Source organism: Rhizobium mesoamericanum STM3625, from assembly GCF_000312665.1.
GTDB lineage: Bacteria > Pseudomonadota > Alphaproteobacteria > Rhizobiales > Rhizobiaceae > Rhizobium > Rhizobium mesoamericanum.
Window position 1 is genome coordinate 252689 of the sequence record NZ_HF536772.1, and the last position, 19560, is coordinate 272248.

At 59.6% G+C, this 19560-nt stretch carries 17 protein-coding genes and 1 pseudogene; 7 read left to right on the top strand and 11 right to left on the bottom strand.

The genetic code is table 11. From position 1 onward, the window contains the following. Positions 1-6 precede the first annotated feature (6 nt). From BN77_RS01270 to BN77_RS01280, 3 genes are all read left to right on the top strand, one after another. Positions 7-1071: an NAD(P)/FAD-dependent oxidoreductase gene (locus tag BN77_RS01270; RefSeq protein WP_007527661.1), complete on the top strand. Its 1065-nt coding sequence runs from the start codon at positions 7-9 to the stop codon at positions 1069-1071. A 222-nt stretch (positions 1072-1293) separates the two neighbouring features. Beyond that, positions 1294-2952, top strand: a complete 1659-nt coding sequence (locus BN77_RS01275) for a sensor histidine kinase (protein WP_007527664.1) — start codon at positions 1294-1296, stop codon at positions 2950-2952. A gap of 58 nt (positions 2953-3010) precedes the next feature. After that, positions 3011-3493 (top strand): DUF992 domain-containing protein, encoded by a 483-nt coding sequence (locus tag BN77_RS01280; RefSeq protein ID WP_007527666.1) that lies wholly within the window; start codon positions 3011-3013, stop codon positions 3491-3493. A 111-nt stretch (positions 3494-3604) separates the two neighbouring features. Here BN77_RS01280 and BN77_RS01285 read toward each other — a convergent pair whose 3' ends face one another. The 6 genes from BN77_RS01285 to BN77_RS01310 all read right to left on the bottom strand — a co-directional run bounded on the left by BN77_RS01285 (position 3605) and on the right by BN77_RS01310 (position 10256). Continuing rightward, the gene (locus tag BN77_RS01285) at positions 3605-4999 is read right to left on the bottom strand and encodes an NAD(P)(+) transhydrogenase (Re/Si-specific) subunit beta (RefSeq protein WP_007527668.1); all 1395 of its coding nucleotides are present in this window, start codon (positions 4997-4999) and stop codon (positions 3605-3607) included. A 7-nt stretch (positions 5000-5006) separates the two neighbouring features. After that, a complete protein-coding gene (locus tag BN77_RS01290) occupies positions 5007-5405 on the bottom strand; it encodes a proton-translocating transhydrogenase family protein (RefSeq protein ID WP_028746746.1) in 399 nt (132 codons plus the stop codon). Further along, the gene (locus BN77_RS01295) at positions 5395-6552 is read right to left on the bottom strand and encodes a Re/Si-specific NAD(P)(+) transhydrogenase subunit alpha (RefSeq protein ID WP_007527672.1); all 1158 of its coding nucleotides are present in this window, start codon (positions 6550-6552) and stop codon (positions 5395-5397) included. Before BN77_RS01295 ends, BN77_RS01290 begins: the two co-directional genes overlap by 11 nt. 92 nt (positions 6553-6644) lie before the next feature. After that, positions 6645-6869, bottom strand: a complete 225-nt coding sequence (locus BN77_RS01300) for an aa3-type cytochrome c oxidase subunit IV (protein WP_007527674.1) — start codon at positions 6867-6869, stop codon at positions 6645-6647. A 180-nt stretch (positions 6870-7049) separates the two neighbouring features. After that, entirely contained in the window at positions 7050-7802 is a 753-nt protein-coding gene (locus tag BN77_RS01305) for an N-acyl amino acid synthase FeeM domain-containing protein (RefSeq protein WP_028746749.1), read from the bottom strand. Between the two features lie 150 nt (positions 7803-7952). Beyond that, positions 7953-10256 (bottom strand): putative bifunctional diguanylate cyclase/phosphodiesterase, encoded by a 2304-nt coding sequence (locus BN77_RS01310; RefSeq protein WP_007527678.1) that lies wholly within the window; start codon positions 10254-10256, stop codon positions 7953-7955. Between the two features lie 329 nt (positions 10257-10585). On the opposite strand from BN77_RS01310, the gene BN77_RS01315 reads away from it, so the two are divergent. Together BN77_RS01315 and BN77_RS01320 are read left to right on the top strand one after the other, a co-directional pair. Beyond that, entirely contained in the window at positions 10586-11125 is a 540-nt protein-coding gene (locus BN77_RS01315) for a TRAP transporter small permease subunit (protein ID WP_007527680.1), read from the top strand. Positions 11126-11147: 22 nt separating this feature from the next. Then, positions 11148-12695, top strand: coding sequence for a TRAP transporter large permease (locus BN77_RS01320; RefSeq protein ID WP_007527682.1), 1548 nt, complete (start codon positions 11148-11150; stop codon positions 12693-12695). A gap of 58 nt (positions 12696-12753) precedes the next feature. Here the strand turns inward: BN77_RS01320 and BN77_RS01325 are convergent, their stop codons facing one another. Continuing rightward, entirely contained in the window at positions 12754-13863 is a 1110-nt protein-coding gene (locus BN77_RS01325) for a TRAP transporter substrate-binding protein (protein WP_007527683.1), read from the bottom strand. Positions 13864-14159: 296 nt separating this feature from the next. On the opposite strand from BN77_RS01325, the gene BN77_RS01330 reads away from it, so the two are divergent. Beyond that, positions 14160-14939, top strand: coding sequence for a gamma-glutamyl-gamma-aminobutyrate hydrolase family protein (locus tag BN77_RS01330; protein WP_007527684.1), 780 nt, complete (start codon positions 14160-14162; stop codon positions 14937-14939). Between the two features lie 45 nt (positions 14940-14984). Here the strand turns inward: BN77_RS01330 and BN77_RS34595 are convergent. Together BN77_RS34595 and BN77_RS01340 are read right to left on the bottom strand one after the other, a co-directional pair. After that, a pseudogene (locus BN77_RS34595) lies at positions 14985-15567 on the bottom strand (VOC family protein); the annotation flags it as partial. Positions 15568-15782: 215 nt separating this feature from the next. Beyond that, entirely contained in the window at positions 15783-16673 is an 891-nt protein-coding gene (locus BN77_RS01340) for an adenylate/guanylate cyclase domain-containing protein (RefSeq protein ID WP_040677502.1), read from the bottom strand. A 284-nt stretch (positions 16674-16957) separates the two neighbouring features. Between BN77_RS01340 and BN77_RS01345 the strand changes: the two genes are divergently transcribed. After that, positions 16958-17329 carry a COG4315 family predicted lipoprotein gene (locus BN77_RS01345; protein ID WP_007527687.1) on the top strand — a complete coding sequence of 124 codons (372 nt, stop codon included), beginning with the start codon at positions 16958-16960 and terminating at the stop codon, positions 17327-17329. A 198-nt stretch (positions 17330-17527) separates the two neighbouring features. Here the strand turns inward: BN77_RS01345 and BN77_RS01350 are convergent, their stop codons facing one another. Beyond that, entirely contained in the window at positions 17528-18475 is a 948-nt protein-coding gene (locus BN77_RS01350) for a 2-hydroxyacid dehydrogenase (protein ID WP_007527689.1), read from the bottom strand. A gap of 19 nt (positions 18476-18494) precedes the next feature. Further along, positions 18495-19517: a LacI family DNA-binding transcriptional regulator gene (locus BN77_RS01355; protein WP_007527691.1), complete on the bottom strand. Its 1023-nt coding sequence runs from the start codon at positions 19515-19517 to the stop codon at positions 18495-18497. Between the last annotated feature and the right edge of the window lie 43 nt (positions 19518-19560).

Below are 19560 nucleotides of genomic sequence, written 5' to 3' on the forward strand. Positions count from 1 at the left end.
CCGACGATGGCAGCCAAACAGCATGTGGTCGTCGTCGGTTCCGGCATTGTCGGTGCCTCGATCGCCTGGCACCTGGCGCGTGACGGTGCCGCCGTCACCGTGATCGCCGAGGATGTCGGCGGTGTGGCCACACGCCATTCCTTCGCCTGGATCAATGCGAGTTGGGGCAACCCGCAATTCTATTTTCACTTTCGCCGCCGCTCTATGGCCGAATGGAAGCGCTTGGCCCACGAGATCCCAGGCTTGCCGCTCTCCTGGTGCGGCGGCATCTGCTGGGATCTGCCGCCCGATCGGCTCGAGGCGTTTGCCGTCGAGCATGCGTCGTGGGGCTATGGTGTCGAATGGCTGGATCGCGCCGCAATTACTGCGCGCGAGCCTTACCTGAGACAGCTGCCCGATTCTGCGCTCCTAGTTGCGGAAGAAGGTGCGGTCGAGCCTGTGGCGGCGGCGCGGCTGCTGCTTGCTGACGCCGAGGCCAGAGGAGCGAAGTTCGTCAACGCAGCCGTCGATGGATTTATTCGTAGCGGCGAGCGAATTTCCGGGGTGGTGTCATCGGCCGGCATTGTCGAGGCCGATCATGTTGTCCTGGCGACTGGCGCCGGCAGTGTTCCCCTCGCCGCGTCCGTCGGCGTCACACTTCCGCTGGAAGCACCGCCCGGGCTGATCGTCCATTCCCGTCCCTTCGAGAAGCGGCTGAACGGCCTCGTGATGGCAACCAGCCTCCATATGCGCCAGACGACCGACAGCCGCATCATCGCCGGCTCCGATTTCGGCGGCCCCGAAGCCGGCACCGATCAGTACGCGACCGCCGTGGCACTCTTTGCGAAGGTCAAGGAGAGCCTGACGGAGAGCGGCCAGCTGAGCATGGAGTTTTTCACGGTCGGCTACCGTCCGACACCCAAGGACGGCTTGCCGATCATCGGCAATTGTGGGCAGAACGGCCTCTATATTGCCGTGATGCATTCCGGGGTGACGCTGGCGCCGCTCGTCGGTCTACTCGCGTCTAAGGAGATTCTTTCAGGCGATGCGGATCCATCTCTCGCGTCCTTCCGCCTTGGAAGATTCCGCTGACCCGACGGTTGAACAAACATTTGCGAATTGCCGGGCGGCATGTTTTAGTGTGTTGCGAGCAGCAACACCAGTCCCTAACATGCAGCCGTTTCGATAGCAGGCTATCAGGACAGCCGGGGGTGCGTTGAAGGCAATTGCGGTGATCCAGTTTCTTGCTTTCATGCCTGTAAGCGGCGCGCGCACCGGCGGTTTCGGCCGCGCAACTGAGCGAAGTGCAGGCTCATGAAAGGCCGCTTCCGCTTCTTTCCGAAGGCATCGATCGGGACTTACCTGATCGCGATGGCAGTGGCGACCGCCTTGCCGATTTTCGCCCTCGTGGCACTTCTGCTGGCACAGCTGGAAGACAACCAGCGCTCGATTCTAAAGCGTGAGACGGCCCAGGATGCCACCGCTCTCGCCCGGTCCATCGATCGCCAACTTCAGGATATGGCTACAACTTTAAGGTTGCTTTCGAACTCGCCAGAATTGGAAAGCAATGACTTCGCGTCTTTTCACGCCCGCACTGAAACAGCTCTGAGGGCAGACACTCTATATGTCATTGCGGTCGACGAGAATGGGCAGCAACTCCTGAACACTCGCCGGAACTACGGCGAACCCCTCGGAAAGGTTGGCAATCTGCCATCTGTCGAGGCGGCTATCAAATCGGGCCGCATCGAAGCCTCGGATGTGTTCATGGGGCGAACGAGCGGTCAATTCGTCTACAACGTCACGATGCCGCTGCAGGTTGGTGCTGTCAGGGCATTGATTATCACGCAGAATGCCAGTGATCTTGCAAAGCTGGTCACGACAGAAGGATTACCAACCGATTGGTCCGCGGCTGTCATTGATCAAAGTGGTCATGTGGTCGCCTCCGCCGGCGCCACGAACATCGGCTTCGGCCAACCTTTCAATCCGCAGATTCTGCCTTTTCTGGTCAATTCGAGCGGGGTTTATGAAGACAAGCAGGTGCTGCCGAAGGCGATGCTGGGCTATGCGCAGATTCCTGGTTGGTCGTGGAAAGCCGTGGTATGGGGACCGGTGGCTACAGCGCAGGCTTCCATCCTGACGACATGGCGTTTTCTGATCATCGGTGGCCTCGCGCTGATGCTTCTCGCAATTCTGGCGGCCTATGTCGTGGCGCGCCAGGTCCGCACGACAATCCGCTCGATCGCCGATATGGCCATTCGCATGGGCGAAGGCCACATCGTGGCGCCGATCGAGACCAGCGTCATCGAAGCAAACCAGGTTGCAGTCGCACTTTCCAATGCCTCTTTTGACCGAAGCCAGACCGAAGACCGCCTGCACTTCGTGATGAATGAACTCGTCCACCGCACCAAGAATTTGCTGACCCTGGTGCAGGCGATGATGCGCCAGGTTGCCAAGAGTGCTGACAGCGTTGAGGCGTACCAGGCAGCAGTTGCCGACCGCCTTGAGGGCCTCTCCCGCTCGATCGATCTGCTCACCAGCGAGCAATGGGCGGGCGCATCGCTGCGCCGGGTGATCGACATCCACTTCAAGAGCTTTCCGCAGGCTGCCGAGCAAACCGAGATCTTGGGCAGGGATTTCATCTTGAAGCCTGACGTCGTGCAGAATCTCGGCCTCGTGTTGCATGAGCTGGCGACCAATTCGGTAAAGTACGGGGCTCTTTCCGTGCCCCATGGCCGCGTTCGGCTGAGTTGGAGGGACGCTCAGGATGACGCGCGCAAGGAGCCGCTCGTTCTCTTTACATGGGAAGAACGTGACGGCCCACCCGCCCGTCCCCCCCAGGGCCCGGGCTTCGGCACGACGATCATCAAGAATCATGCTGCGGCAGCCTTTGGTGGCACTGTCGAAATCGACTTCCGGCCGGAGGGCTTTTACTGGGCGTTGACGGCCCCTCGCCGCTCCTTGGAGCGTGCATAGTCACGGAACAATCCCGCTGAACATTCGTTTCCGACAGGCTACCCGAAAGGAGAAGACCATGTTCAGGGAAACGATGATTGCCGCGGCGGCAGCCGCAGTCGCCGCCATCGCAAACCCGGCAGCTGCCGCAAATTATATCACGCTCGGTCAGCTGGTCTGTGGATCGCAGGGGGGGCCGGGACTAATCGTCACTTCGCAGAAAAACCTGCTTTGTACCTTTACGCCGGCGGAAGGTGGCCCGAGGGTTGTCTATGCCGGAACGATCCAGAAGTTCGGATTGGATGTCGGCCAGACCGGCAAAACGGTGATGATCTGGCAGGTCCTGGCAAAGACCGGAACCAGTCTTGCGGAATACGCGCTGGCTGGTGAGTATTACGGCGTGGGCGCCGATGCGAGCTTCGGCGCGGGTGCTGGTGCCAAGGTTATTGCCGGTGGCACAAACCAATCCTTCATGCTCCAGCCACTGAATGTGCAGGCTCAGGAAGGCCTGAACCTCGCGGTCGGCGTGGAAAAACTAACGCTGGCGCCGGCAGCCACCTGATTTCAGGTCGCCGCCGAGAGGAGAGAGGCGAGCGGCCTCTCTCCTCATCAGGCGAAGCGAGCCGTCAGGGAGAAAGGGCAAGAGCCCGATAAGATCAATCAACCTGACGCCTCAGTGGTTGATTGCCTTGTTGATCTCCTCCGTGACCTTCTTGGCGTCGCCGAGTAACATCATCGTGCCATCCTTATAGAACAACGTATTGTCGATCCCTGCATAACCGGATCCGAGTGAGCGCTTGACGAAGAGGCAGGTCTTCGCCTTGTCGACATCAAGGATTGGCATGCCGTAGATCGGCGAGGTCTTGTCGTCGCGCGCCGCCGGGTTGGTGACATCGTTGGCACCGATGACATAGGCAACATCAGCCTGGGCAAACTCCGAATTAATGTCCTCGAGCTCAAAAACCTCGTCATAGGGCACGTTCGCCTCGGCAAGGAGCACGTTCATGTGGCCTGGCATGCGGCCCGCGACCGGATGGATCGCGTATTTTACCTCGACGCCGCTCTTCTTGAGATTGTCGGCCATTTCGCGCAGCGCATGTTGCGCCTGTGCAACCGCCATGCCGTAGCCGGGCACGATGATAACCTTCGAGGCGTTTGCCATGAGGTAAGCGGCATCATCCGCCGAGCCGAGCTTGACTGTCTTATCGGAATTGTCCGGACCGCCAGAGACGGTCTCGCCGCCGAAGCCGCCGAGAATGACGGATATGAAGGAGCGGTTCATGCCCTTGCACATGATGTAAGACAGGATCGCACCGGACGAGCCGACTAGCGCGCCGGTGATGATCAGCGCCAGGTTGCCGAGTGTGAAGCCGATACCGGCGGCCGCCCAGCCGGAATAGGAGTTCAGCATCGAGACGACGACGGGCATGTCCGCGCCGCCAATCGGCACGATCAGGAGCACGCCGAGCGCCAGCGACAGGGCGACGACCGCCCAGAAATCGAAATGGCTTTCAGTTGCAGCCAGGCCGATGATGAAGAGCACGATCAGCGCCAGGAGGGCGATATTGATCAGGTGCCGGAACGGCAACATGATCGGCTTGCCGGACATGCGTCCGTCGAGCTTCAGGAAGGCGATGATCGAGCCGGTGAAGGTCAGCGCGCCGATGGCAACGCCGAGCGCCATTTCGATACGCGCCTCGGTGTGGATTTCACCGATATTGCCGATGCCGAAAGAAGACGGGGTGTAGAGCGCCGAGGCCGCGACCAGAACGGCCGCAAGACCGACCAGCGAATGGAAGCCGGCAACCAGCTGCGGCATCGAAGTCATCGGAATCACGCGTGCGATATAGGTGCCCGCGCCGCCACCGATGGCAAGGCCGATGATGATCAACACCAAGCCGCCGAACGAGGGTGTGGCCAGCGTCAGCGTAGTGGCGATGGCGATCCCCATGCCGATCATGCCGTAGAGATTGCCTTTGCGGCTGGTAGCCGGATGGGAAAGTCCACGCAGTGCCAGAATGAAGAGGACGCCGGAAACAAGATAAAGGAAAGCTGCGATACTGGTCATGCGTTCCTCACTTGTCCTTCTTCTTGTACATCGCCAGCATGCGCTGGGTCACAAGAAAGCCGCCAAAGATGTTCACGGAGACGAGGACCAAGGCGATGAAGCCGAAGCCGGTTGCAAGCCCACTGGTCGAAATGCCGACCGCCAGAAGCGCGCCGACGACGATGACTGAAGAGATCGCGTTCGTAACCGCCATCAGCGGGGTGTGCAAGGCTGGCGTCACCGACCAGACAACGTAGTATCCGACGAAGATCGCCAGCACGAAGATCGCGAACTGGAACACGAAGGGATCGATCGCGCCGCCGGTTGCGGCACTGGCCGCCTCGGGTGCATGGGCGGCAGCGGCCGCCACGGCATTCATGGCCTGGTTCAGCTGATCCAGCGCCTTGTCCATTGCTTCACTGGCCATCAGTTTTCCCCTTCTTCACGCCGCCGAATGCCGGGTGCACCACATTGCCCGCATGCGTCAGCATCGTCGCCTTGATCAGTTCATCCTCGAGATTGAAGGCGAGCGTCTTCGTTTCCCTGTTGACCATGGTCTCAAGGAAGGTGACGAGGTTCTTGGCATAGAGCTGCGAGGCACTGGCTGCGATCCTGCCGGCCATGTTTGCAAAGCCGATGACGCGCACGCCATCGACGTCGGCGACCTTGCCCGGCTTGACGCCTTCGATGTTGCCGCCCCGCTCGACTGCGAGGTCAACTGCAACCGCACCCGGCTTCATCGACTTCAACATCTCGCGCGAAACGAGCTTCGGCGCCGGGCGCCCCGGGATCAGGGCAGTGGTGATGACGATGTCCTGCTTGGCGATGTGATCAGCCACAAGGGCCGCCTGCTTCGCTTGATATTCCTTCGACATTTCCTTGGCGTAGCCGCCGGCCGTCTCGGCCGCCTTGAACTCTTCGTCCTCAACGGCGATGAACTTCGCGCCGAGGGAGGCAACCTGCTCCTTGGCCGCAGGCCGAACGTCGGTCGCCGACACAGCGGCGCCGAGACGACGGGCCGTAGCGATCGCCTGCAGCCCGGCAACGCCGGCACCCATGACAAAGACCTTGGCAGCCGGAACGGTGCCAGCCGCCGTCATCATCATCGGCATCGCACGGTCATAGACCGCCGCCGCCTCGATGACGGCCTGGTAGCCTGCTAGATTTGCCTGCGAAGAAAGAACATCCATCGACTGCGCGCGGGTGATGCGCGGCATCAGTTCCATGGCGAAGCTGGAAAGCCCGGCCCTGGCCATGGCGGCGATCGCTTCGTCATTGCCGTAAGGATCCATGACCGCGATGACGATTGCGCCGCTCTTGTAGCCGCCGATTTCTTCGTCCGTGGGACGGCGCACCTTCAGGACAACGTCGGCGGTCCCGGCAGCACCAATCAGGCCGATCCGTGCACCAACAGCCTCGAATTCCGCATCAGGAATTTTCGACTTGGTCCCCGCACCGGCCTCGATGACGACCTCGAGGCCTAGGCCGATCATTTTCTTTACGGATTCGACGGACGCCGCGACGCGCGTCTCATCCCCCGTGCTTTCTTTCGCGACAAAAACAACGTTGCCCAACCGCCCCCTCCTCCGGGTCAGCCAGCCTGGTGCAGGTCCCCCTGCTCAGCCCGTAAATTTAGTCAAAGCTTTGGAAAAGCCCTTAGGCTGCGTTAGCGCAGCAGGACGAGACCCGCGATAAAGACGATCAGCATGACGACGAGGCCGCCGAGGAAGCCAGCGCCGGCGAAGAAGCCAGCGGTCATGCCGAGCAGGAGAGCGACAAGAAACAGCGTACCGTACTTTGCCGCAGCAAGGAACATGATGTAGGTCTGCTCGTGTTCCTTATAGTCCATCGGCGCGCCAACCTCTGCAGGTCCGGTGTGATGCTCAGCCATGAATATCGTCTCCCTCAAACTTCCCGACCGATAAAGCAATACGGCCGGCCGACTGCCGTGATTCTCTCGCTCCCGCGAGGAAATTTCCCTGCAGAGGGATTACACAAAGCTTTGATAAAGCGCAATGCATGAGAATGCCGCAGGCGAGCCGCATTCTCAGCCAAATTCAAGCGGATGGGCCTATAGCGGAAGGTCAGTTCCGAGATCGCCTTCAGCCATGAAACGTGCAGTCGGCACGATGGTGAGCGGCGGCAGCGTGTCATTGGGAATACGCGAAAACATCATGCGCTGTTCGCTGGCGCTGGAGATGAAGAAGGGATAGCGCGTCAGGAGCTTTCGCCCCACATCGATGACATTGGTGGCCATTAGTGTCAGATCGAAGCCGTAAGTCTCGGTCATGCGGCTCGCGACGACGGTATCGGCATAGAAGACGCGCTTGTAGAAGGCTGCATGCGCCGGGCGCACATGCTGCATCACACGGTCGGCCCGAAAATGCGCCGCGGCGACGATGTTCGGACGCAGCGTCAGATAAGGGATCCACGGCATTTCCGTGCTGAGTTCCGGGTCTGCGGCAAAACGCGCCGGGTCGATCAGGCTGAGTCCGGCGTCCAGAAAGGCGTCCATTTCGGCCGGAAAAATACCGCCCGATTGTGAGACACGATGGTTGGGCGTGACGTGATGGATACGGATCGTGCTGACGAGCTGTTCATAATAGTACAGTCCGAAAACGTAGGCCTGACTGTCGAAATCGGCATCGTCGATCATGCTTTTGGCGGCGACCGGAAGCACCTCACGGGCCTTGTAGGCCTTGTAGCGCAGGCGCTCCACCTCTTCCATATCTTCGCCGCTTTCGACGCGGCGGTATTCGACGTGGTTCATTATTTCGAGAAGTTTGCTGCTAAAATCACTCGTCTTTAAAAGGTTGTCTGCCATAGTTACTCGGTCCGTCTGTTAACGAAGCATTAATCATATGGAACAGACGGAAGGGCAAGAACGGTAGGAGAATTTGCATTATATTTGAATTATTAAGGTTAACGGCGTGCCGTTGCGCGAAGCGTTCTTCCCCTGCAAAAGCAGGCGAGCTCAGGCAACTTTCGGGCGACGACGTGGTGCCACGCGGCGGCTGAGGCTTTGCGAGAGCATGGCGATGTTCTGCGCCGGAACTGCCGGTGAGAAGACATAGCCCTGGACCAGATCGGTGGCGCGATACTTGTTGAGTAGGGCCAGTTGCTCGGTTGTCTCGACACCCTCAGTAACGATCTTGAGCCCGAGTTCGCGCGCCAGGTTGACTGTGCCGCGCAGCAGCTTGAGCCGGCGCCCATCCTCGACGATATTGCGTAGGAAGGAGCGGTCAATCTTGACGATATCCAGCGGCAATGTGTCGAGATAGCTGAGGCTGGAGAAGCCGGTGCCGAAGTCGTCGATCGCAATCGTGATTCCGCGCGCTCTGAGTTCGGCGAGAATCGCGCGCACTGCGGCCGGCTCGTCGATCAGGCAGCTTTCCGTGATTTCCAGATGCAGTCGGGCTGGTTCTAGTCTCGATGCCTCGAGCGCTTCGGAAACGACCGCGAGAATATCCGCGTCACGCAGATCGCGTGCCGACAGGTTGACCGAAACGGCGATGTGATCCGGCCAGTTCATGCAGTCCTGGCATGCCTTCATGAGAATGAAGCGCGTGATTTCGGAGATAGTGCCCATCTCTTCGGCAAGGCGAATGAAGACATCGGGCGGGATTGCGCCCTTCTCGGGATGAACCCAGCGCGCCAGCGCCTCGGCGCATTCGATGCGCGTTCCATCGGCCTTGAACATCGGTTGGTAGGCGATACTGAGGCCCTGGTTGCCGATCGCTTCGCGCAGATCCGCCTTGAGCTTCTGCTGTTCTATATAGCGACCGTCCATCTCGCGTTCGAAGCCGGCAATGCCGCCGCGCTGTTTCGACTTGCTCTCGAACAGCGCGAGATCAGCCTTGATGCTCCATTCCTCCATCGCGAAGGCATCGCTTTCAAGGATCGCAAAGCCAGCACTCAGCGAAATCAGGAAGGTAACCTCATCGGCCTCGTAATTGCCCTGAATGCTCTCGTGGAAGCGGCGAATCTCCGCATCAAGCGCGGCCGTGTCCTTCGCATGCGGGAAGAAGAGGATGAACTGGTCGCCCATCAGACGACCGACAATGGCCTTGCCCGCCTGCTTGGAGATGCGACTTGCGATGGCACACAGCAACCGGTCGCCGGTGATGTGGCCACGCATGTCGTTGACGTGCTTGAACTCGTCGATATCGAGAACCATGAAAGCGACGGGACCACGCTTCTTCGGATGCTTGGCCAGATAGTCCTGCACGAGATGGCTGAAGTATTCGCGGTTTGGCAGACCGGTCAGCGCATCGAAGCGAACCATGTGGAGGATCTTTTGCTCGGCCTTTACGCGGCTCGACACATCTTCGAAAATTAGGACGGCGCCCCCATCGGCGCGGCGGCTTGCCGAAAACTCCAGTGAGAGATCCTCTGGAAAATGGATCAGCATGCGCGAAAGCATGCCCTCGGCGACATGCGTCATTTGCCGCAAGATCAGCTCCGGCTGCGTCGAATCCATAAAACTGTAGCGCGCGCCGTAGCGCAGCACCGCGCCAAGATCGCGTTCCTTCAGCCGCTCCGGATCGCCAATTTTCAGAAGATCGCACGCCTTGCGGTTGATGACCTGGATGCGGTTGTCCGGATCGACCATGACTAGGCCGTGTGGCATGTTGTTGAGCGCGGTATCGAAACGGTCGGCGATTATCGAGATCTGGCGATGCGCAATGACGTTCTCGTACAGGAACTCGCGCACGCCATTGGCCATGGCTCGTGTCGTCAGGCCGAACGGAATGAGGAAAGCGGACAGGATGGCGCGATAGAAATCGAGCGCCATCAGGCTGCAGATGATCATCGGCAGACAGCAGGCCAGCGTCTGCAGGTCAATTGCCTTCTGCGAGCCGTAGTTTCGGCCGACAACGGAGACCATCGACGCCATGGTGACCGCGATGCAGGCAAGTTCGGCAAAGGGGTCCTGCAGGATGAAGATGGCGTAGCCGCTGCCAATGCCGAGGATCGCCGCCGTCGAAGCGGCGCCGATAACGTAGATGGTTTCCCAGTGTTCGATCTGCGCGCGCGAAAGCGTTTGCTTATCAACCTTGTCGAACATGCGGAAGGTGACCATCCGGCCGGCAAAAACGGTGAGGAAACCAACCGACAGGACGACGTAGAACGGAGAACTGGTTTTCAGGGCAACTGCGAGGAATGCAACCACATGCACGACGACACCCGCAACGAGTGTCATTCGATTCCCGAAGAGGGAACTGACAAACGACAGATAGACGTCGGTAGGGACCCTGTTCGGGTTATGTGGCTTCATCCATACTTTCCCTGTGCGGCGAAACCTTAACCGCAACCCTTTAAAAATTGATTTCGGGTAATCGATACATTTTGTCGAATTTTTCGAAACCCTGGGGTGAATTTTAATATTTGCAATGACTTATGCAGCCATCCGGTGAAGATTCCGCAGAAACGAGCCTATCCTGAGGTTGTCTGACAACGCTGATATTGACGCCCAGCGTGTCTGATGCGGGGGTCATACGACTATATTCCAACACGCCCCGTTTCATCTTTCAATTTTAAAAACGGTGGTCTAAACCGGTGGAAAGATAAAGCGAGCCACAAAGGCGCAATAATAGGGGGAACGGCATGCCGGCTTTGCTGACCGTCAGCCGGCTGATCGATGCGGTCAGCCAATTCATGGGAAAATTGTCCGAATATATGGTGCTGTTCTGCTGCCTGATCAGCGCCGCCAATGCTCTAATCCGCTACTCATTCAACTATAGCTCCAACGGATGGCTCGAGATCCAATGGTATCTCTTCGCCTTCATCGTTGTGCTGGGCGCGGCTCACACTCTGCGCATGAACGAGCATGTACGCGTGGACCTGATTTATGGCGCGGTCTCCGAAAAGGTAAAGATCTGGATCGACGTCATCGGGCTTATCGTTTTCCTGATCCCGGCCTGCATTTTCCTAACCTGGCTCTGCTGGCCGTTCTTCCTATCCTCCTACCTGCAGCATGAAGTCTCGGCCAATGCCGGCGGTCTGATTCGCTGGCCTGTCAAGCTCGTTCTGTTCCTCGGCTTCGGGCTGCTGACCCTTCAGGGCGTCTCGGAGTTGATCAAGCGGATCGCGGCCCTCACCGGCTACATCCAGATCGACACGACGTACGAAAAGCCGCTGCAGTAAGCCGGACCAGGGAGGAACACCATTGTTTGATTTCGGCATTATTCCGCCGGCCATGTTCGTGGGCATGGTTCTCTTCATGCTCTACGGCTTTCCGGTCGCCTTTTCGCTGGCTGCAGTCGGCCTGTTCTTCGGCGTTATCGGCATCGCGACAGGGCATTTCAGCGAAGCCTTCCTGCAGGCGCTGCCGCTGCGCTTCTTCGGGATCGTTTCCAACGACCTGCTGCTCGCCATTCCCTTCTTCACCTTCATGGGCGCCATCCTGGAACGCTGCGGCCTGGCCGAGGATCTGCTGGAGGGTACCGGCAAGCTGTTTGGCCGCGTTCCGGGCGGCCTCGCCTATGCGGTGATCCTGGTCGGCGCCGTGCTTGGCGCAATCACCGGAACGGTGGCTGCCTCCGTCATCACCATGGGCGTTATCTCTCTGCCAATCATGCTGCGCTATGGTTACAGCCCGCGGCTCGCCACCGGTGTCATCGCCGCCTCCGGCACCATCACCCAGGTCATTCCGCCCTCACTCGTGCTGGTCGTGCTTGCCGACCAGCTCGGCAAATCGGTCGGCGACATGTATCTCGGCGCCATCGGCCCGTCGATCCTGCAAGTTGCGATCTTCATGGCCTATATCCTGGTCCTGTCGATCGTGAATCCGGCCACCGTGCCGCCGCTGCCGAAGGAAGTGCGTGGTGACTTCACCTGGGGGCTGCTCCTGAAGGTGCTCTCGGGCATGGTGCCGTCGATTGTGCTGATTTTCCTCGTCCTCGGGACGATCTTCATGGGACTGGCGACCCCGACGGAAGCCGGCGCGCTTGGTGTCGTCGGCGCCATGGTGCTTGCAGCCTTGCATCGCCGCCTCACCTGGCCCCTGATGCAGGAAGCCATGCGCTCGACCATGCATATCACCTCGATGGTGGTGATGATCCTGATCGGATCGACCTGCTTCAGCCTGGTGTTCCAGGGCATGGATGGTTCGCGCTGGATCGAGCACATGCTGTCCGGCATCCCCGGCGGCCCGGTCGGCTTCCTGATCTTCGTCAACATCTTCATTTTCGTGCTGGCCTTCTTCCTCGATTTCTTCGAGATCGCCTTCATCGTAATCCCGATGCTGGCGCCGGTCGCTTCCGCGCTCGGTATCGATCTGATCTGGTTCGGGGTCCTGATCTGCGTCAACATGCAGACAAGCTTCATGCACCCGCCTTTCGGCTTCGCGCTCTTCTACCTGCGCTCCATTGCCGATCGCAGCGTCAAAACATCCGATATCTACATGGGCGCCCTGCCCTGGGTCGGCATGCAGCTGATCCTCGTTGCGATCGTGATCTTCTGGCCGCAATCGGTGACCTATTGGCTGGAGAAGGGACCGAAGATCGATCCGAACTCGATCAAGATCGAGGTGCCTGGTTTTGGCGGTAATGGCCTGTCGCTGCCGCCGCTGGGAGCACCGGGTGGTTCACCGCAAATGCCCGGACTGACCCTACCGCCCCTGAACGGCCTGCCAGGTCAACCGGCAGCACCCGCGCCGACAAAACCCACCGCCCCACCGGCAACGGATCTCAGCCAACCTCCGAAGATCAACTGACGAAAAAGCCCCGGACCGAAATCCGGGGCTCTCTTGATCTCACGAATCTGGGCAGGAATCAGATCTTGCCGGCGCGCTGCTGGATCATCATGAAGGTGTCGAAGGTGTATTCCGACAGCTGGGACCAAAGATAGGCGTCGCGCTTGAACGCGTTCTGGTCCTCGTAGATCTTCTTAAAATACGGGTTCGATGTCGAAATCTCGGCATAAATGCCGAGAGCGGCCTGGAAGCAGGCCTCCATGATTTCCTGGCTGAAGGGACGCAGTGTTGCGCCCTCCGACACCAGCTGCCTGAGTGCCGGCGGATTCTTCACGTCGTACTTTGCCATCATGTTGGTGTTGGCAAAGGCGCAGGCATCGGTCAACGCGGCCTGATAGTGCTTCGGCAGGCTGTTCCACTTTTCCAAATTGAAGAAGGCGTGAACGGTAGGTCCACCTTCCCACCAGCCTGGATAGTAGTAGTACTTCGCCACCTTGTGCAGGCCGAGCTTCAGGTCGTCATAGGGGCCAACGAATTCCGAGGCGTCGATCGTACCCTTTTCGAGGGCCGGGTAGATGTCTCCGCCGGCGATCTGCTGCGGAATGACGCCGACCTTGCTGATAACCTGGCCAGCAAGACCGGCGATGCGCATCTTGACGCCCTTCAGATCATCAAGCGTATTGATTTCCTTGCGGAACCACCCGCCCATCTGGGCACCCGTGTTGCCCGCCGGCAGGCCATAAATGCCCTGCGTGGCGTAGAACTCGTTCATCAGCTTGTTACCGTTGCCTTCGTAGAACCAGGCATTGGTCAATCGTCCGTTGAGACCAAACGGGATCGCCGTACCGATCGCGTAGGTGGGATCCTTGCCGACGAAATAGTAGGAGCAGGTATGCGCCGCCTCGACCGTGCCGGCGCTTACCGCGTCGGCCGCCTGCAGGCCCGGGATGATTTCGCCTGCAGCAAACGGCTGAATGGTGAAATTGCCGTCGGTCGCCGCGGCAAGGTGCTTGGAGATATCGTCGGCCGCGCCATAGATCGTATCGAGGCTCTTGGGGAATGACGATGTCATGCGCCAGGAAATCTTGGGATTCTCTTGTGCAATGGCGGGCGCCGCCAGTGCACCGGCAGCAGCCATCGCGCCGGCACTGGCGGTTCCTGCCTTCTTCATGAATGAACGACGATCCATCAAAAACCTCCCGTACAGATGGTGCTGCGAGGCGAACCCTCAGCTCTGCCCGCAGCAATAGCGGGAAACTAAGCACGGTGGCGACCGTGTTTCAAGCACTGTCCCATTAGTCTTTGGCATCACGACGGCAATATTGCAGCCAGGCGCATTTGCATCAAAATCAGCAAGTTAGCAAAAGCACGCCAGAACCGGCGGACGAGAGTGCCGCAATTCCGCCCCCGATTACATCGAGGCGTTGACTTCCAAGCCGTTCTCAGCTCTCACATAGCGAGCAGCATCTTCCGACCGGGGTTAAAATGACGAAGCCGATCGTCGCCGTTCCTGCCGATATCCGTAGCTTCGACGGTGCCACATGGCACGCGGTCCAGCATCAATATGTCCGTGCCGCCCTGAACGCCGCCGGCGTCATGGCCTTCATCATTCCGGCCTTCGAGGAGGGGTATGGAACGGACGCTATCCTCGACCGCGTCGACGGGGTTCTCGTCTCCGGTTCGGCCAGCAACGTCCATCCCTCTTATTATGGCGCAACGGCAACCGATGCCGACGGCCCCTTCGACATCGCGCGTGATGCCACCACCCTGCCGCTGATCCGCCGCGCCATTGACCGCGCCATTCCGCTGCTCGCAATCTGCCGCGGCATTCAGGAACTCAACGTCGCACTAGGCGGCACGCTCGCGAGCGAGATCCAGAACCAGCCTGGAGTATGGGATCACCGCACGCCGGCCGAGGTCGACCGCGACGGTAAGTACGCGATCCGCCAGAGCGTCTTCGTCAAGGAAGGCTCCTGCATCGCAGGCATCGTCGGCCCCGGCGAAATCAGGGTGAACTCACTGCACCGTCAGGCCATCGCAAACACGGCGCCGCGCCTGCAGGTGGAGGCGGTCGCAGAGGATGGCACCATAGAGGCCGTGTCCGTGATCGATGCTCCGGCCTTTGCGGTTGGGGTGCAATGGCATCCGGAATACTGGGCCGAGACCGACAAGCCATCGAACCAGATCTTCACGGCCTTCGGCGATGCGGTCAGGGGCTACGCGGCGGCCAAGCTCTCCAAGGCGGGAGAGAAGGCTCCTGCCTGATCGGCCAGCAGGTTGACCTTTTGTCGACTTACGACGGCACCTGCCTCCCGCCTGCTCGCTGACCATGTACTCCGCATACCAGGTGGGCCAGTCATCATCGTGCTTGCCGATGCGCTTCTCATGCTCTCCATGGCAGCCGCCGCCCGGCGCAAAGTGGCTTCAAGATCCGTCGATGACACGAACATCGTTTCGTCGGCGTCTATGCGCCCAGGTAGTCGCGCCGTAACCTCCTGGAACAGCCAGCCATTGCCATCAGGATCGCTGAATGAAGCAAACGAACCGTAGCTTCAATCGGCCACTTTCGCCGGCATGATGGAAGACGCCGCCAGCATCATGGAACACCTCACTTACGTCTACCCCGCGCTCCACAAGCTCGGCGCGAGCCACCTCCACGTCGGCGACGATAAGATGGAGACCTTGCGCGGTGCCGGGTACAGCGGCTGTCACGTTCTTGCCGAAGATGACAGAACACGGCGACCCCGGAGGGGTGAATTGAATGACTCGGAAATCGTCACCCGTGATGACGTCGGCATCGAGCCGCCAGCCGAGATTGGCGTAAAATTGCTTGGCACGGTCAACTCCGAGACCGGGACGACGATGACTTCGAGCTTCATTCGGCGGTCCGCATTGCCGGTGTCCTGGCAGTAGCCTCGCTCTGCACGGAAGAATTGCCCGTGTTCAGCTCCCTGTTTTGGATACTTGGCAATAAGACCTGGCGAGTGGACCACAGTGGTTGCAGGCAGTCGAATCAATTCGTCCATCGGTTCGGCACGGCGATAGAGAAGTCGCGGAGCTGAGGAGACCATCCGAAGAGCTTAGAAGCGAGAGCAGGAGTCTCGGCATTTACCGTCGCATCGCCCATCGCAGGCCGACGGCAACCGCCAAGCCTAGGAGCGGCCATATCGCCCAAAATACCCCGTGCCATGTCAGCAGATTGACGATCACGATGCCGATGCCGATGAAGACCAATCCGGCAATACGTTGATCAAAACGGCTCTGCCTGCGGATCCAGGCCATCGCCAAGACGAAGGCAAAGCCGAGGAGCGGCCAGACCGCCCAGAAGACACCTTGCCACGATAGGAGATTGATCGCGATCAAAGTGATGGCGACAACCGCGAACACGCCGCGCACCCTCGGACCGAAGGACTGGCTCGGTTCGGGCGCGCCAGCCGCAGGCGGACGAGCCGGTGGGGCGGGCGTTGCTGACACGTCGTCTCCAATCCGCACAACATAGCTTAGCACCGCCTCGCTGACGTTTTTCACCATTAGTGGCCCAAGAAAATCGAAGCCGACTGCAACCTTGTTGCGGACCTGGTCATAGACTGTATTAGAAATCACGATTCCACCGGCCGGTGCCGAAGCCTGAAGTCGGGCGGCAATGTTGACGCCATCCCCGTAAATATCGTCGCCCTCGGCGATAACATCGCCGAGATTGATGCCGATCCGATAGAGCATTCGCCCCTCAGCCGGCCGGCCGGAGTTCATACCGACGAGCTCGTTCTGGACGTCGATTGCGGCACGCACCGCTTCGACGACGCTCGGAAACTCGGCAATCAGGCCGTCGCCCCAGGTATTGATTACCCGGCCGCCATGCGCGCCGATCAGGCGCGACATCGCATCGCGCGACCATTTCAGCATGGTGAGGGTCCCCTCCTCGTCGGCCCCCATCAGTCGGGTATAGTCCTGAACATCGGCGGAAAAGATGGTCGTAAGCTTGCGTCGCATTTCGTTCATCGTGTCGCAATCCAGCGCAGGTTTGGTAAGAAGGTCCGCCCGCAGCATCTGACGGAGAGATTCCTCATTCGAAAGTTCTGCAATAGCAGATCATATATTTCAACGGGGACGCGAACTCGCATGCTTCGACAAGGCGATGCGCGGGCCTACCGATCTGGACAAGAAAAATCCGAATACCTCGTCTCTCTGTAAGTCAGATCATGGAACCGCAACCTTGCAGGAACGTTCTTGCTCACATCGGGCGCTACCAGCATCCCGCTGGCACTCCTGAGCTGGAGGTAATCATGAAAACGCTGATCGTCTCCGTGGGCCTGTTGGCTGCCACCGCTTTTTCGGCCTTTGCAGCGGAACCGGCCAAAATGGTCGATACGAAAATGGGTAAGGTCCTGGCGGACGCCAAAGGCATGACGCTCTATACGTTCGACAAGGACACTATGGGCAAATCAAACTGCGACGCGGCCTGTCTGAAGAAATGGCCGGCCTTCCACGCTGCCGCAAAGGCCAAGGCCGAAGGCGAATGGTCACTCGTCAAGGCGGCCGACGGCAAGGAGATGTGGGCTTACGAAGGCAAGCCGCTCTATACCTTCACTGGCGACAAGAAGCCTGGCGATATGACCGGCGACGGCGTCGGCGGCGTCTGGCATGTCGCCAAGTAGCCAAGCGCATTAGAGCCTTTCAGGTTGAATTGAGGCGTTCTGCCGGAGTAGGCGGCCCTTCGGAGAGGTGCCGGTTGATCAACCGTCTCGCGCCGATTAAGCCAACGAAACTCAATTCAGCCTTGAAGGACTCATAACTGGAGTGAGGGCGGGTCCGTTTTCCCATGCGCGCCTCATGCCAGTCCAACATCGAGATTATCAGCCCTTCGCTGGCGTTTCCGGGACAGGCGTCAGCGCCCTTCCCTTTCCGAACCAGTCAACGAGATTGTCGACGACCAGATCCGCCATTGCGTTGCGCGTCGGCACCGAGCCCGATGCAAGGTGTGGTAGAAGCACAGCGTTTGGCAAATCAAGCAGTGAAGCCGGTACATCAGGCTCGTCGTAATATACGTCGAGGCCGGCAGCACTGATCGTTCCGGACCTCAGGGCCTGAGCAAGTGCGTCCTCGTCGACCGTCCAACCGCGCCCGACATTGATGAAGACGCCGTCAGGGCCAAGTGCGGAGAGGATTTCCGCATTGATGGTCTTATGGGTCTGCGGGGTTTTGGGGACGATGGAAATCAAGGTATCGACAGCCCCGGCGAGATCCTTCAGGGACGGATAATAACCGTACGGGGAATCCGGGTGGCGCGTGCGCGTGTGATAACTGATCCTGACCTTGAACGGTTCCAGGCGCTTGGCGATCTCCTGGCCGATGCGGCCAAGACCATAGATTCCGACATGCCTCCCCTTCAGGGAGAAGCGCGACAACGGATAGTTCTGCCCACGCTTCCAGTTGCCGGCACGAAGCCAGTTTTCAGCGCGCGGGAGTTCGCGGATCGTGTTGAGCAACAATCCGATCGTGGTATCGGCAACCTCGTCGTTCAATACGTCAGGCGTGTTGGTAACAATTACGCCCTTGGCGGCCGCGTGCTTGGCGTCGATGCCGTCATAGCCGACGCCGAAGCTGGAGATCAGCTCGACGTTCGGAAGTTTGTCGATGGCACCCGCGTTGAACGTTCCAGAGACGGCGACGCCGCGAATCTTCCCCGCGGTCTCCGCGTCAAGCGTCGAGGGATCGGCCTCGATGACGTCGAAGCTCTCCTTCAGGCGCGTCAGGACACGCTCGTGTATCTTCCCGGGAACGAGAATGACGATGCGGGGCATGGCACTTCCTCTTGGCTCTTTACAGGCGCGGTCGGTGGGGGCTGGTCGACTGGCGGATACGCATCTCGGGCTTGATGAGATGCAGCCCGTCCGGCTCGTGGCTGCCGGCCAGGCGATCGAGAAGCGCGCGGGCAGCAAGGCGTCCGACTTCTGCCTGGCCATTCCAGACGGTTGTCAACGCCGGCATAGAGATCGAGGCTTCCTCGAGATCGTCATAGCCTGTGACGGAGATATCCTTTCCAGGAACGAGACCGGCGCGGGCAATGCCATTCATCAGGCCGATCGCAACGAGGTCGTTCCAGCAGACGGCTGCCGTCGGCCTTTGCGGCAGCGACAGGAAGTGTACCGCCGCTTCGAAACCGCCCTGCATCGAGCGCGGACCAGGAATACGCAAGCCGGAGTCAACATCGATTCCGGCCTTGCGTAGCGCATTGACGTAGCCCTGGTAGCGATCACGGCCCGTCGATGTCTGGTCCGTACCGCCGATCATGGCGATCGAGCGATGGCCGAGGCCGATCAGGTGATTGGTGGCAAGCGAAATGCCGTAGCTGTCATCACCGCGATAGGTGGGGAGGTCCAATCCATCTAACGAACGCGCAACCAGAATGGCCGGCATGCCATTGTCTTCCGCGAGTTGCATGTCCTCCGGCGGCGTGCCGATCGCTGGCGACATGATGACCCCGTCGCCACCAAGCTGCAGCAGCGTTTCGATGAAGGTGCGCTGCTTTTCGACCGAGTCGTAATGGTTCGACAGTATGAAGGTATGCCGGCTGCGATCGAGCTCGCTTTCGATCGCCTTGAGGATTTCGCCGTAGAACGGGTTCATGATGTCGTGGACAACGACACCGATGATGCCGGAGCGGGACGTGCGCAGGCTGGCAGCGCGGCGATTGTAGATATAGCCGAGCGCCCGCGCCTGCTCCTTGATTTTGTCTCGGGTGGAGCCGGCCACGAGCGGGCTGTCACGTAAGGCGAGAGATACGGTTGCTGTGGAAATGCCGAGCGTTTCGGCGATCGTCGAAAGCTTTATCTTCTGAGCCACGTGTCCTCCCCAGGCAACGCGCGGTTTCCCTGCGCCCGGCCAC